9 protein-coding genes and 2 pseudogenes are annotated in these 13,877 nt (G+C 61.3%); 6 read left to right on the top strand and 5 right to left on the bottom strand.

Features of this window, described 5'->3' with window-relative positions:
* Window positions 1-15 precede the first annotated feature (15 nt).
* The 3 genes from GSQ83_RS02720 to GSQ83_RS02730 are packed head-to-tail and all read right to left on the bottom strand — an operon-like array spanning window position 16 to window position 3,379.
* Window positions 16-885, bottom strand: a complete 870-nt coding sequence (locus GSQ83_RS02720; RefSeq protein ID WP_158801235.1) for a carbohydrate ABC transporter permease — start codon at window positions 883-885, stop codon at window positions 16-18.
* The gene (locus GSQ83_RS02725; protein WP_216849880.1) at window positions 885-1,889 is read right to left on the bottom strand and encodes a carbohydrate ABC transporter permease; all 1,005 of its coding nucleotides are present in this window, start codon (window positions 1,887-1,889) and stop codon (window positions 885-887) included. Before GSQ83_RS02725 ends, GSQ83_RS02720 begins: the two co-directional genes overlap by 1 nt.
* Entirely contained in the window at window positions 1,880-3,379 is a 1,500-nt protein-coding gene (locus GSQ83_RS02730) for an ABC transporter substrate-binding protein (RefSeq protein ID WP_158801239.1), read from the bottom strand. Before GSQ83_RS02730 ends, GSQ83_RS02725 begins: the two co-directional genes overlap by 10 nt.
* Window positions 3,380-3,528: 149 nt before the next feature.
* On the opposite strand from GSQ83_RS02730, the gene GSQ83_RS02735 reads away from it, so the two are divergent.
* Window positions 3,529-4,917 carry a PLP-dependent aminotransferase family protein gene (locus tag GSQ83_RS02735; RefSeq protein WP_158801241.1) on the top strand — a complete coding sequence of 463 codons (1,389 nt, stop codon included), beginning with the start codon at window positions 3,529-3,531 and terminating at the stop codon, window positions 4,915-4,917.
* Window positions 4,917-6,014 (top strand): SDR family oxidoreductase, encoded by a 1,098-nt coding sequence (locus GSQ83_RS02740; RefSeq protein WP_158801259.1) that lies wholly within the window; start codon window positions 4,917-4,919, stop codon window positions 6,012-6,014. The genes GSQ83_RS02735 and GSQ83_RS02740 overlap by 1 nt, the downstream gene beginning before the upstream one ends.
* Window positions 6,015-6,536: 522 nt before the next feature.
* On the opposite strand, the gene GSQ83_RS02745 is transcribed toward GSQ83_RS02740, so the two are convergent.
* Window positions 6,537-8,006 carry an efflux transporter outer membrane subunit gene (locus GSQ83_RS02745; protein ID WP_158801243.1) on the bottom strand — a complete coding sequence of 490 codons (1,470 nt, stop codon included), beginning with the start codon at window positions 8,004-8,006 and terminating at the stop codon, window positions 6,537-6,539.
* Window positions 8,007-8,156: 150 nt separating this feature from the next.
* Here GSQ83_RS02745 and GSQ83_RS02750 point away from each other — a divergent pair, with 150 nt between their 5' ends.
* The 3 genes from GSQ83_RS02750 to GSQ83_RS02760 all read left to right on the top strand — a co-directional run bounded on the left by GSQ83_RS02750 (window position 8,157) and on the right by GSQ83_RS02760 (window position 13,050).
* Complete coding sequence (locus GSQ83_RS02750; protein ID WP_158801245.1) at window positions 8,157-8,765, top strand: TetR/AcrR family transcriptional regulator; 609 nt, start codon at window positions 8,157-8,159, stop codon at window positions 8,763-8,765.
* A gap of 77 nt (window positions 8,766-8,842) precedes the next feature.
* Complete coding sequence (locus tag GSQ83_RS02755; RefSeq protein WP_158801247.1) at window positions 8,843-9,934, top strand: efflux RND transporter periplasmic adaptor subunit; 1,092 nt, start codon at window positions 8,843-8,845, stop codon at window positions 9,932-9,934.
* Window positions 9,931-13,050 carry an efflux RND transporter permease subunit gene (locus tag GSQ83_RS02760; protein WP_158801249.1) on the top strand — a complete coding sequence of 1,040 codons (3,120 nt, stop codon included), beginning with the start codon at window positions 9,931-9,933 and terminating at the stop codon, window positions 13,048-13,050. Before GSQ83_RS02755 ends, GSQ83_RS02760 begins: the two co-directional genes overlap by 4 nt.
* Before the next feature lie 75 nt (window positions 13,051-13,125).
* On the opposite strand, the pseudogene GSQ83_RS30265 reads toward GSQ83_RS02760, so the two are convergent.
* Window positions 13,126-13,451, bottom strand: a pseudogene (locus tag GSQ83_RS30265) (transposase); the annotation flags it as partial.
* 271 nt (window positions 13,452-13,722) lie between these two features.
* Between GSQ83_RS30265 and GSQ83_RS30270 the strand changes: the two are divergent.
* A pseudogene (locus GSQ83_RS30270) lies at window positions 13,723-13,877 on the top strand (transposase); the annotation flags it as partial.

The raw sequence follows: 13,877 nt of genomic DNA on the forward strand, positions 1-13,877 counted from the left end.
GACCGGGCCGTGACTTCAGCGGCCGCCGAGTTCGGCTGTGAAGCTGCGGATGAGATACCGCTGCATGAGGTAGGAGAGGACGAGAAGAGGCCCCATGGCGACAATGCCGATAGCGCCGAGCTGGCCCCAGTTCGGCTCCTGAAACAGGAAGAAGTCGGCCAATGCCTTTGGCAGCGTTATGACGTTGTCGCCCGTCAAAACGAGTGAGAACAGAAACTCATTCCAGGCGAACATCATGCTGAGTATCGCCGCGGTCATGATACCCGGGGCGGAGAGCGGCAGCAGAATGTCGCGGAACATCCAGAACCACGGCGCGCCGTCGATTCGCGCCGCATCCTCGTATGAGCGCGGAATCTGGCGAATGAATTCCGCCAGAAGCCAAATCACGAGCGGCAGGTTCATGAAGGTATAGGCGATGATCAAGCCGATATAGGTGTCGTAGAGATGCAGCTTCTGGAACATGAGGTAAAAGCCGATCACCGGTACGATCGGCGGCAGCATGCGAAGTGAGAGGATGGTGAAGCTGAGCTGGCCGTGGGCCGAGAAGCGCCGCGCCAACGCGTAGGCCGCAGGAAAACCCAGTATGAGGCAGAGCACCGTCGACGAGGTCGCCACAATCAGGCTGTCGCGAATGCCACGGCCGCCGCCAACCGACCAGCCGCCGGCGAAATTGACGAGGGTCGGATGAATTGGGAACAGCGTCGGCGGGCTGGAGAATAGCTCGCCATAGGGTTTGAACGCTGTGATGAGCAGCCAGACGATCGGCGCGAGGCACAGGATGACGAGCACGATGAGGATCGCGTGACGAACTGCGCTGCCAACAAGCTCCTCCGTTCTCAGCTTGGCTCTGGGGGGAAGGCGTGGCGCCCGCGTGGCCGCGCTCATCACGCGCCCTCCTTCGCGTTTGCGGCAGGGCCGGCGACCGCGGCCGTCGGCACATTGCGTTTGGCGACGAGCTTGATGATGAGCATCGTGCCTATAGTCAGCAGCAAAAGCTGGATGATGCTGAGCGCGCCGGAGCGGCCGAACTGAAAGCGGCCAAAGCCGAGATCATAAGTGTAATAAGCGAGGTTCTGCGTGATGGTTCCAGGCCCCCCCCTCGTCAGGATATAGATGATGTCGAAGACTTTGAAACTGTCGATGAAGCGCAGGACGAAGGCGACTGCAAAATACGGCAGCAGCATCGGCGCGACAATATTGAAGAAGGTCTGCACGGCGCTGGAGCCATCGACTTTCGCGGCCTCGTAGACCCGGGGTGGGATCGACCTTAGACCTGCGAGCAGAATGACCATGACGAGCGGCGTCCATTGCCAGATATCGACCGCGACCAGAGTAGGTAGCGCCCAAACCGGCGACTGGGCCCAGGCCGGGGGAGACAATCCGATACCTTTGAGTAAGGCATTGAGGGGGCCGTAGATCGGATTGAGAAAAAGCTCCCAGGCGAAGCCTACCACAATGGGAGCCAACATCATCGGTGTCAGCAGCAGCGACGCATAGACCTCGCGCCCACGCGTAACCGCGTTCAACAGCAAGGCGATGCAGAGGCCGATGAGCAATTGGAGCGGCACGCTCACCAGCGCGAAGGCGGCCGTCACACCAAGGCTGTGCCAAAAGCGCGTGGTTTTGACGAGAACTTGGAAGTTACCGAGGCCGACCCAATGGATCGGCACCGGAATCGCCATTTGATAGGAAGTGAAAGACGCATAGATCAGATAGCAGAAAGGCCAGATGGCGAAGACGGCGAGGAATAGCAACGCTGGCCCCAGTAGCAGCAGGGTTCCGCGTTCAGTGACGCCGTCGTCACGCCGGGGTTTCCTCCCCCACCGCGACGACTTACCATAGCCTATCGTCAGATCGGCCATCGGATCGGCGGTCGCCCTCAGGTCCAATAACCGTTCTTCACCATGCGCGCGCGGTATTCGGCATAGTGAGCAATTTGAAGATCGCGGCCGTAGGTTTCAGTAGTTTCGTCGAATTCGCCCGAGATGTCCTGTAGCGCTTGCATGGGCGCGACCTGGCCATTGATCGCGGCCTGCACATGCTGAATGATCGAGCTCATGTACTGGTTGGTGCCCGGAATGGAGATATCCAGATAGACCTTCGGGTTGTGCAATGCGGCGAGACTGGTCTGCGCGAAGTTATCAGCGAAGCCCGAGGCCGATTCCAACGGGAAGGTGGCCTTAGGACTCTCGAACATGCTGACGCGCCACGGATCCATCAAGGACTGCGCGAAAGTTTCGGCGACCCATCGGGTGGCATTGGCCGATTGCTGGATCCAGGAAATTGCTGTGAAGGCGCCCTTCTTGTTCTGCGAATTGGCCGCGATGCCCATAGCGCGGCCATAGGGAAGCATGGTGACCTCGCCCCAGCTTCGGGCGCATCGGATTTTGTCGGCCACTTTCGAGATCGCGGGATCGGAGGCGCCTTTCGCCATGTCGGTCCACCAATTCGCCTGAGCGATATGGCCCGCGAAATAAAGTTGCCGGCCGACATCCCAGGGCATCGCCTTGGCAAGATCCTTAGGCATAAAGGCGGTCATTTCGATATAGCGGAGGATTGCCTCTTCGCCCATAGCATTGGCGATATTGGGCTTCATATTGGCGTCGAAGATCTCGCCGTAGTTGACGCCCTTTTCGGCGCCGATCTGGACGAAGTGATTCATAAAGAACGCATAAACGAAGAAGCTCGTGACCTCGACGGCGCCATAGAGGTTCTTCAACGGCCGGGTAAAGAACTCGGCAATATCGCGATACTGCCTATAGGTCTTGGCCGGGATCAGGTCATAACCGTATTTCGCCTTGAACGCGGTTTTCTCAGCCGCGTCGTCGAACAAATCACTGCGATAGGTGTCGATGAAGAGATCACCGTCGATCGTGATTCCGACGAGCTTATTCTGGTAGTAGTTCAGTTGCTGAAAGGGTTTCGCGACATCGGAGAAATCTAATGTCTCCAAAGAGCCAACTTCCTCAAGCGGGGTGAGATAGGGGCCGAAGTCTCCCGCGAAATTTTGCCAGAAATCGAACGCGTCGAAGCGGGCCGTTTTTTGCCGCAGCGATAGAAGATTTTGGTCGTACATATTGCCGAGGGGATAGGATTCGAACTCGACCGTCAGCCCCGTTGCCGCTTTGAACTCCGGCGCGAAGGTTTTGAGAATGGGCGTGAAAGCGCCACTGTCGAGACCCACTTTGACAGTCCCGCCTGCGGCGGACTGCGCTGAGGCGGTCTTCAACAATCCGGTGAAGGTTCCGAGGGTCGCGACCGCGCCGAATATCGCCGAACGGCGCATCAACTCGCGTCGCGCAATCAGTCCGTGCGTATCGATTTCGTTGAGCTGCTCTGACGCGTGTTCTTCGGTGGATTGCCGCTTCGAAAAGCTCATCCCGTGATCTCCCCTCTGGCCGGTATCTCTTACGGATCCGACCGTTCTTTGCGCGCCTTTGCCGAAAGTTGATATTTCGGTTGGCGAATTGCTTCTCTAGGCGATACAATACCACCTGGGATGAGAGCACAACAAGAATATTGTACTAGATGGCGCTGTTTGAAATGCTACAATCGGAACGACGACCGGGCTACCGCCAAATCGTCGATGTGATCGCAACAGCGATCGAGAATGGCGGAATCAAGCTCGGGGAGCAGTTGCCGACCCAGCGCGAACTCGCGCATCGGATGAAGGTGGCCGTGGCGACGGTTGGACGCGCCTATGCCGAGCTGGACGCGCGTGGACTAATTACGAGCCACGTCGGCCGCGGAACCTTCGTTTCGGGATCTTCATTGGCGGACGACCGCTACCTGCCACTTCAGCCCAATACTGAACTCGGACCCATCGACATGGCGGTATATCGCGTGCCCGTGCCGCCCTTCGGAGATGAGGTGATGCGAGGCGTGCTGACCGACCTCGCCGCGCGTGAACCCGCGCTCGTTCTGGCCGGATCGCCCACCGCGGGGTCTGAGCGCCATCGCGCTGTGCTGGCGAAATGGCTCAAGCGGCAGGGCGTTCACGTGTCGCCGGATCAACTGACGATCACCAATGGCGGCCAGCACGCGACGATGGCGGCCCTGTCCACATTGACCCACCATGGGGATCTGATCGCGACAGAAGAGTTGACGGACCCGCGTATGAAGGCGGTCGCCAGCTACCTCGACCGGCGCCTTCTCGGAATTTCCTGCGACGGGCAAGGGATGATTCCGAGCGCGCTGGAGAAAGGCTGCCGCGAGCATCGGGTGGCAGCACTCTACTGCGCGCCGCGGCTCCAGAATCCTTTCAATGTCACATTGCCCGCTGACCGCAGGGCGGCGCTGGTCGAGATCGCGCGTCGCTTCGACATGCCGATAATCGAGAATGATATCTATGGCACGATCCTAAACGACCCGGTGCCACCGATCTTCGCCCTCGCGCCGGAACGTACCTACTACCTTACAAGTCTCGGACGACTCGCGGGTCCAGGGCTGAAGGTCGGGTGTCTGGTCTCGCCGCTCGACCAAGGATCGCGCGCCCAGGCGGGCGTGGGGATGTCCACCGGCACCGCAACGTCGATATGCGTCGAAGTCGCGGCAACGCTGATCGAAGGCGGACATCTGGATCGCATGGCGGAGTGGCAGGCCCAGGAGAACCTGCGTCGGACTGACTTAATGGCGACCTTTCGGCACCTCTCGGCCGCGCGTATCCATCCCGCGAGCCCGCATGCCTGGATATCGCTCCCCAGCCCCTGGCGCGCCGAAGATTTCGTGGACGCCGCTGCTCAACGCGGTGTCGCCATAGCACCCACCCATGGTTTCGTGGCCGATCGTCGTTCCATTCCTCATGCTGTGCGTCTTTGTGTCGGCGCGCCGGCGACTTTGAATCTGGTCGACGCCGCATTCCGTCAATTGGAGCGCTTGCTCTCAAGCGCGCCGCGATCGAGCGTGGAAGCGGCCTGATGACGACGCACTTGGATCACTCCAAAGGTTCTGCCCTGATCCTGGGAGCGGGCGGCGTTGTGGGACGGGCGGCTTTGCAGATGTTTGAGGAGCTGCCCAATTGGCGTGTAACTGGAGTCTCGCGCCGAGGCCCGACCTTCGACACCAGGGCTGATTGGCTCAGGCTCGACCTGACCGATCCTGAGGATTGTAGTAAGCAACTTAGTGCGGTTGCACAGGATGTTACTCACGTGGTGTACGCCGCTCTCTACGAGGAGCGTGATCTGGTAAGTGGGTGGACGGAGCGACGGCAGATCGATGTTAATCTAGCCATGCTGAAGAATGCCCTTGTTCCCCTTCTGGCCGCGCGGTCTGTCCGGCATGTGACGCTTCTTCAAGGGACAAAGGCTTACGGCGTGCATCATGGCCCATACAAGATGCCGGCAAAGGAGGGCGACCCGCGCTTCATTGCATCGAACTTCTATTACGAGCAGGAAGATTTCCTGCGAGCAGCGATGAGCGATAGCCGTGGCTACACGGTGCTTCGGCCGCAAATCGTTTGCGGCTTCGCGGTCGGCAACCCCATGAACGCAATCACGGCGATCGGCACCTATGCGGCTATCTGCCAGGAACTAGGCCAACCCTTTCGGTTCCCAGGGGGTGCGGCGTGCTTCCAAGAGGCAGTCGATGCACGGTTGTTGGCGAGAGCGATCCTGTGGGCCGGACAAACATCCAGCTGTCGAGGCGAGATCTTCAACATCGCCAATGGCGACTGCTTTTCGTGGCCGACAATCTGGCCAACCCTGGCGGCGCGTTTCGGGTTGTCAGTGGGACATCCGCACCCGTTTTCCTTGGCCGCCGTCATGGCCGACAAAGCGCCGGTATGGGACCGTATTGTTAAGAAGCACGCGCTGATGCCTCTGGCCTACGGTGAGATTGTTCACTCGTGGGATTTCATGGACTATCTTTTCCGGCACGGGAGCTCTGTGCCACGTCACTCCCTTGTTTCCACGATCAAGGCGCGGCAACACGGATTTCACGATTGCGCCGACACCGAAGCGATGTTCGACGAGATCCTCAGGCAATTGCAGGATGCACGGGTTCTGCCCGGCAACTGAGCGGGCCACTCCACGATCGTGGCCATGTCTGACCGAGGCCATCGAATGCGATCACCATCTCCTTGAGCATGATCGTGACTGCAGGTCGCAAGGAGAACTCATAAACAGGATGGCGTGCGTAACGTCCTTAGAATAGCCGACATTCCGGCGCTTTAGCTCGGATTTACCCCCTACTGCCGGAAGTGCTTGGCGGGCGCGATTTTAACACGCGATAGTCATCCATCTCGCGCGTTGATATAGGGTCGACGACTAGATAGATTGGGCGTCCTTCGGTGGGAGGATAGGTCTCGCGCAGCCGTCATCACAACCTGAGCCGGCGGATCATCTGATCCGTCGAACATGCGCATGGCCGCATTTGGTTCGGAACTGAGCGTTCACCGTGATTGAACCCTTCGTGTCGCCAGACACAGGGCGGTCAACAGAGAAGCCTGTGGTGAAATGGCGATGTCGGCTAGTGGTTCCAATTAGACCGCATAGTGGCCGACAAGGTCCTCAAGAGCCTTGGGCTGCTGCACTGACGCATCATGCCGCGAGGCCACTTAATTCTGCGGTCCATCCTCCACCGAGCGCCCTGAATGAATGCACGGCAGCCCGAGCCGCGGCGGCGCAATTCTGCGCAAGATCATCCTGCGCAGAAAGAAGCTGGCGATCGGCATCCAAGACATCGGTCAGTGGAATGACTCCCGAGGAAAAAGACTCTTCCGAAAGATCTCGCGCATGCGTGAGCGAGATGACTTCGTCCTGCAATTCCTGAGTCCTCAGCTCCGTCTGGCTCAGCTCCATGAAGGCGTTTTCGACATCTTCGGCGGCATGCAGAACCGTCTGCCGATACTGCGCGAGTGCTTCCGCGTCGCGTCCCCGCACGTTCGCGACTTCCGCGTCGACTTTGCCGAAGTCGAAGATCCTCCAGCGAAGTGCGCCGGTGCCAATTGGCTGGAACGCGCTCCCTGTGAACAGGTGATTCGCGCTTAGACTGTCGAAACCGAGTGCTCCCGACAACGAGATCTTCGGGTAGTAGTCCGACACCGCCACGCCGATGCGCGCACTGGCCGCCGCCACGCGCCGTTCCGCGACGATCACGTCCGGTCGGCGGCGGAGCATATCCATAGGCTGGTCGGCATCGGGAATGCCGGGTATCGCAGCGATTGCGCTGACGGCTGAAAGCTTGCTCGCGTAGGTTCCCGGCTGCGCGCCCATCAGGACGTCGAGGCGGTTGAGCTGGGCTTCGAGGTCGATACGCAGCGGCGGAATCGTCGTGCGCGCCTGCAGCACCAGCGCCTGCGCCTGCGCCACCTCCCGATTCGTGGCGATGCCTCGCGTGTGTTGCAGCTGAACGAGGTCGAGCAGATGCGCGTCCACGTCTATCTGCCGCCGCGCGACATCAAGCTGAGCCTGATCGCCCCTTACCCGAAAATAGGCATCCGCCGCATCGGCCGCAATGCTGACGCGGGTGCCAAGACCCTCCGCCTCCGCCGCCTGAGCCTCAGCCCGCGCGGCTTCCTGCCCGCGTCGCAGGCCACCGAACAGATCGATCTCCCAACTCGCGGCGGCGCCGACATCATAGAGGCGCTGGTCGCGATTGTAGCCGGGCAAGGACTGGCCGAGTTCCCCGAGGGGGCTTTCTAGGGACTGATGAAGGGCCGACACCTGAGTGTTCAGGTCTGCGGTGGGCAGAAGCTGGGCGCTTGCGGCCTCGGCTGCCGCCCGCGCCTGCTGCACCCGCGCGAGCGAGGCGGAAAGATCGAGGTTCTGGGCAAGGGCGCGCTGCTCGATCCGGTCAAGCTCCGGATCATTGAAGCCCTTCCACCACTGGTCCAGCGGGGGCGCTGGCGGCGCTTGCCGCCCATCGACGGCGTCGGCGTTGTGGAAGGCTGCAAGCGTCGTGGTCGGGACATGGTAGTCCGGCCCGACCTCGCAGCCCGATAGCAGGGAGGCGAGGACGCTGGCCATCGCGAAGGCGGGAAGATGTCGGATCGAGGAAACGGATGCCATCGCTGAGTGCCTTCACCTGAGGCGACCCAAATCCCGGGGGGGGGGGCCGAAAGAGTGATGATTTCGCTCATTCGTCACTCGTTGTCAATCGAGCACGCTCCATCTAAATATCCGATTAGCAACGTCCTGCTATGATGTAGAGGGAGACCGATGTTCACACCCCTTGCCGGCCAGCGCGGACCCGCCGAGCATGAGCGGCGCGAGCAGATCCTTGGCGCCGCCAGCGAGCATTTCCGACACTACGGCTACAACAAGACCACGGTGGCCGACGTCGCCAAGGCGATCGGTCTCTCGACCGCCTATATCTATAAATTTTTCGACTCCAAGAAAGCGATCGGAGAAGCCGTCTGCAGCATGCAGCAGCACAAGATCGAGGCCGCGCTGACCGCCATCGCGGATGAGAAGAAGCCGGCTTCCGAAAGGCTACGGCGCATGTTTATTGAACTTGCCCGGGGCGCCGCCGATCTTTTCTTTCACGACCGCAAGATGCACGACATCGTCGCGGCAGCGCTCAGCGAAAAATGGCAGTCGATTCTCGACCATAACGCGGCGCTCAACCTCATCGTGCGCCGCGTCGTCGCGGAGGGGCGGGAGGCCGGAGAGTTCGAGCGCAAGACGTCCACGGACGAGACCTGCCGGGCTATTGTGCTGGCGATGGATCCGATCAGAATTCCCATTCTCCTCGAGCTGAGGCTCAACTCGATCGAGGATGACGCGGCGGTTCTGGCGAACCTGGTCCTGCGCAGTCTGGCCATCTGACATGTATCAAGTGACGGATTGACACATTCGTCACTAGTGAGAATTCTGTGGGCAATCTGATCCTTCGGAGCCCGTCCATGTCGAAAGCGCGTCCGACCACACTGGCTGTCGCCGCCGCCCTCGCGAGCCTTAGTCTTGCTGCTTGCAAAGTGCATCAGGAGGCGGATGCGCGCACCGCGGAGCGCCTAGTATTGGTCACCCCTGTCGAGGCCTCCCCGGGGATCACCCATACCTACACCGGCCTCGTCGCAGCCCGGGTGCAAAGCGATCTCGGCTTCCGGGTGCCGGGTAAGGTCATCGAACGCCTGGTCGATACCGGCGAGGTCGTGAGAGCCGGGCAGCCGCTCATGCGGATCGACCCGACCGACTATCTTCACGCCGTCACGGCACAGGCCGGTGACGTGGCCGCCGCCAAGGCGCACTGGATTCAGGCCTCGGCCGATGAGCGACGCTACCGCAGCCTGGTCGCTTCCGGCGCTGTCTCTCAAATCCTTTACGATCAGGCGAAAGCGGCGGCCGATAGCGCGCGCGCCCTCTTATCGGCGGCCCAGGCGCAAGAGCAGGTGGCACGCAACCAGAACGACTACGCCGTGCTGCTGGCCGATGGTAACGGCACCGTCGTCGAGACATTGGCCGAGCCCGGCCAGGTCGTCGCAGCAGGGCAGACGGTCGTCCGCCTCGCCCATGCAGGGCCGCGGGAAGCGGTGATCGACCTGCCGGAGACCATCCGGCCCGCGATCGGCAATCCGGCCCAGATCAGCCTCTACGGCGACACCGTTCACGCCTCCGCCCATCTTCGGCAGTTGTCCGACTCCGCCGATCCACAGACCCGGACGTTTGAGGCACGCTATGTGATGGACGGAGACGGCGTGTCCGCTCCACTCGGTGCGACCGTCACGCTCACCCTGAACGATACCCGGCAGGTCACGACTCTTGAGGTGCCACTCGGCGCCATCGACGACGAAGGGACGGGCGCTGGCGTTTGGGTGCTGGATCGCCAGACCTCTCGTGTCACGTTCAGGCCGGTGAAGGTTAGCGAACTCGGCGGTGAGACGACGGACGTCATCGGCGACCTGCACCTCGGGGACGATGTCGTATCGACCGGAGGTCACTTCCTGCATGAAGGCGAACACGTGCGAATCGCCGACGAAAAGGCGGCGATGCAATGAGTGGCTTCAATCTTTCGGCCCTCGCGGTCCGTGAGCGGTCCATCACCCTGTTCTTCATCGTCGTGCTCACCCTGGTCGGCGTCTTCGCCTATCTCAGCCTGGGGCGTGCCGAGGATCCGCCCTTCACCGTCAAGGTGCTGACAGTCATATCCGCCTGGCCCGGCGCGACGGCCGAGGAGATGCAGAACCTCGTGGCCGATCCGCTCGAAAAGCGGATGCAGGAACTTCAGTATTACGATCGCGTCGAGACCCTCACGCGACCCGGCCTCGCCATCATGATGGTGACGCTGCGCGACGCGACGCCGCCGTCACGGGTGCCGGAGCAATTCTACCAGGCACGCAAGAAGCTGGGCGACGAGGCCCATAACCTGCCTGCCGGCGTCCTCGGCCCCTTCATCAACGATGAGTATTCGGACGTCGACTTCGCGGTCTATGCGGTGGAAGGTCATGGCATGCCGGACCGGCTCCTCGCACGTCAAGCAGAAACACTGCGTCAGCGCCTGCTGCACGTGCCGGGCGTCAAGAAGGTCGACGTCGCCGGGGAGCGGCCCGAACGCATCTTCGTCAATTTTTCCTATGCGCGCCTCGTCAATCTCGGCGTCTCGCCCCAGGATGTCTTCACAGCTCTCGCACGGCAGAATGCCATCACGCCGGCAGGGTCTATCGATACGAGCGGACCGCAGGTCTTCATTCGCCTCGACGGTGCGCTCGACGGGTTGCAGAAGATTCGGGATACGCCGATCGTCTCTGGCGGCCGCAGCCTGAAACTCTCCGACATCGCGACGGTTGAGCGTGGTTATGAGGATCCGCCGACCTATCTCGTCCGTCACAACGGCGAGCCCGCGCTGATCCTCAACGTGGTCATGCAGGACGGCTGGAACGGGCTCAAGCTCGGCGCCTCTCTCAGCGCCGCCGAGAAGACGCTGGGCGTGGATCTGCCCGCCGGCGTCACCTTAACCAAGATCGTCGACCAGGCGGCCATCATCGACGACGCCATCGACGAGTTCATGCTCAAATTCTGCGTCGCTCTAGCCGTGGTGATGATCGTGAGCCTCGTCAGCCTCGGCTGGCGCGTCGGCATCGTGGTCGCGGCCGCGGTGCCGCTCACCCTCGCCATCGTCATGGTCGTCATGCTGCTCACGGGCAAGGCGCTTGACCGCATCACGCTAGGCGCCCTCATCATCTCGCTGGGCCTGCTGGTCGACGACGCCATCATCGTCATCGAAAGCATGGTGGTGAAGATGGAAGAAGGCTTCGACCGGGTCGCCGCCGCCTCTTTCTCCTGGACACAGACAGCCGCACCTCGCCTTGCCGGTTCGCTCGCGACGATCATCGGCTTTACCCCCGTAGGCTTCGCGCGGTCCACGGCCGGCGAATATGCCGGCAATATCTTCTGGATCGTCGGCTTTGCGCTCATCACCTCATGGATCGTGGCGGCCGTCTTCACGCCCTATCTCGGCGTCAAGCTGCTTCCCGAGATCAAGAAGATCGAGGGTGGTGCCTATCAGCACATCTATGCGACGCCGCGCTACAATCAGTTCCGACGTCTCGTCGCATGCGCCGTTCACTATAAATTTCTCGTCGCATCCGCGGTCCTCGCCCTATTCGTGCTCGCGATCTTCGGTATGGGCTTCGTCACGCAGCAGTTCTTTCCCAATTCGGACCGCACGGAATTGCTGACGGAAGTGCAAATGCCCGAAGGCACCAGCATCGAGGCCACCAGCGCTGTTACGGCGCGGGTCGAGACATGGCTGCGCCAGCAGCCGGAGGCGAAGATCGTCACCAGTTATATCGGTGCGGGCGCCCCGCGCTTCTTCCTAGCCTATAATCCGGAACTGCCCGATCCATCCTTCGCCAAGATCATCACCCTGACGCCCAGCGATTCCGCGCGCGACCATTTGCAGGTTCATCTGCGCCAGCGCATCGCGGAAGGTCTGGCGCCAGAAGCGCGGGTGCGCGTCACGCAACTCGCTTTTGGGCCCTATACTCATTTCCCCGTCATGATGCGGGTGATGGGACCAGATATCGATACGCTGCGCGGAATTGCCGATCAGGTCTCAGCCGTAATGCGGGCCAATCCCCATACGCGGCAGATCAACCAGGACTGGGGTGAGCGGGCGCCAACCTTGCATTTCGTCCTGGACCAGCAGCGTCTGCAACTGATCGGGCTGACACCCGCGGACGCCGCGCTGCAGTTGCAGTTCCTGCTGACCGGTGTCGCTGTCACGCAGGTGCGCGAAGATATCCGCACCGTCGTACTCGTCGCACGCAGCTCAGGGCCGGAGCGTCTCGATCCCGCCAAGCTCGGCGATCTCACGCTCACCAACCATGACGGAAGACCGATACCTCTCAGCCAGATCGGCCATATGGAGACGCGGTCCGAGGACCCGATCCTGCGCCGCCGCGACCGCGTGCCCACGATCACCGTGCAGAGCGACATCGACGCGGCGTCGCAACCGCCAGAAGTCTCGACGGCGATCTTCCAGTCGCTGCGGCCCATCATTGCCAACCTTCCGGCGGGCTATCGCATCGCGCTGGGCGGCAATATCGAGGAAGCGGGCAAGGCCAATGCGGCTCTTGCGCCGATCTTCCCGATCATGGTCCTGCTGATCCTGATAGTGCTAATCATCCAGGTCCGTTCGCTCTCGGGCATGGCAATGGTTGCCCTGACCGGACCGCTCGGCATCGTCGGCACGGTGCCGACACTATTGCTGTTTCACCAGCCCTTCGGCTTCACGGCCATCCTCGGCGTCATCGGATTGGCCGGCATCCTAATGCGCAACACGCTGATCCTCATTGGCCAGATTCAGACCAATCAGAATGATGGCCTGGAACCCTACCATGCGGTCGTGGAAGCGACGGTGCAGCGCGCGCGGCCGGTGCTGCTCACGGCGCTGGCAGCAGTGCTCGCCTTCATTCCTCTAGTCGGATCGGATTTCTGGGGGCCGCTTGCCTACACGTTGATCGGCGGCACGGCGGCGGGCACAGTCCTCATCCTGTTCTTCCTGCCCGCGCTCTATTCGATCTGGTATCGAGTGAAGCCGCCGATGAAGGCCGCCGATGAAATCGTCGCTCCGCATTTTGCGGATGTGCATGGGGACCTGGGAGCGATCTAGGGGGGATACGGGCCCATCCCCTTCATCACGGCCTTCATGCCTGCATCCGACCTGGTCGTCACCGTTTTCAGCACCGGCGGTCAAAGTCATCGCGCTGTGCGGATTGCCGCGGCGGTAGTCTTTCCAGCGGAAGCGGACCCTGCCGTCGTCGATGGAGAATAGTCGGCTATTGGCGATGGCGATGCGATGAGTGTAGCGGCCGACGTAGGTGAGTACCTGCTGCGGCCAGCGAAGGGTCGCTTGGCGAAGACGACCCATTCCGACTTACGCGCTGGTGCCAAGTGACGCAGGAACGCCGCCCGTTCCTGCAATGGCAGCAGGCCCGAGAAGAAGCGTAACCTGCCAGCTGGGAACGCCTTCTCCAACGCGTGCAGAAACAGACCTCGGAACAGTCGCGACAGCTTGACGAAGCAGGTCATCGATTGCTCCTATGCAGGTGTGGCGCGCCACGGTCCTGCAAACGGGGCAGTCAGATGAACAACGAACGACTACGGCCTCGCGGAAGACTACGCCGGATTGCTCAACCTATCACGCGCGACCACGCGACTCCCGCGCAGCAGGTTAGTCCAAGGACACTTATCGCGTGTTGATAGACAGCCCATTCGGCTTTTGAGCTAAGAGACCGTTTGAAAATGCTTGTGGCGGCTCGGGGAGGGATGATTCAAGCTCGGTATGTGGACCCGAGAGAACCGAGGCCGGATGGCCGAAATCGCGCGCAGGACCAAGCGTTACCAACTGACCTGACGGACGAGGAGTGGGAGCGGATCAAGCCGTTACTGCCCAAGGCGCCAAAGCGCGGCCGCAAAATCAGCGTCGATCTGCGCGAA

Origin of the sequence: Acidisoma sp. L85, assembly GCF_009765865.1 — a bacterium.
Taxonomy (GTDB): Bacteria; Pseudomonadota; Alphaproteobacteria; order Acetobacterales; family Acetobacteraceae; genus Acidisoma.

Excerpts from the sequence above, each read along its gene's own strand:
- GSQ83_RS02720 (WP_158801235.1), bottom strand. The coding sequence starts at position 885 with ATGAGCGCGGCCACGCGGGCGCCACGCCTTCCCCCCAGAGCCAAGCTG.
- GSQ83_RS02730 (WP_158801239.1), bottom strand. The coding sequence starts at position 3,379 with ATGAGCTTTTCGAAGCGGCAATCCACCGAAGAACACGCGTCAGAGCAG.
- GSQ83_RS02735 (WP_158801241.1), top strand. The coding sequence starts at position 3,529 with ATGGCGCTGTTTGAAATGCTACAATCGGAACGACGACCGGGCTACCGC.
- GSQ83_RS02740 (WP_158801259.1), top strand. The coding sequence starts at position 4,917 with ATGACGACGCACTTGGATCACTCCAAAGGTTCTGCCCTGATCCTGGGA.
- GSQ83_RS02745 (WP_158801243.1), bottom strand. The coding sequence starts at position 8,006 with ATGGCATCCGTTTCCTCGATCCGACATCTTCCCGCCTTCGCGATGGCC.
- GSQ83_RS02750 (WP_158801245.1), top strand. The coding sequence starts at position 8,157 with ATGTTCACACCCCTTGCCGGCCAGCGCGGACCCGCCGAGCATGAGCGG.
- GSQ83_RS02755 (WP_158801247.1), top strand. The coding sequence starts at position 8,843 with ATGTCGAAAGCGCGTCCGACCACACTGGCTGTCGCCGCCGCCCTCGCG.
- GSQ83_RS02760 (WP_158801249.1), top strand. The coding sequence starts at position 9,931 with ATGAGTGGCTTCAATCTTTCGGCCCTCGCGGTCCGTGAGCGGTCCATC.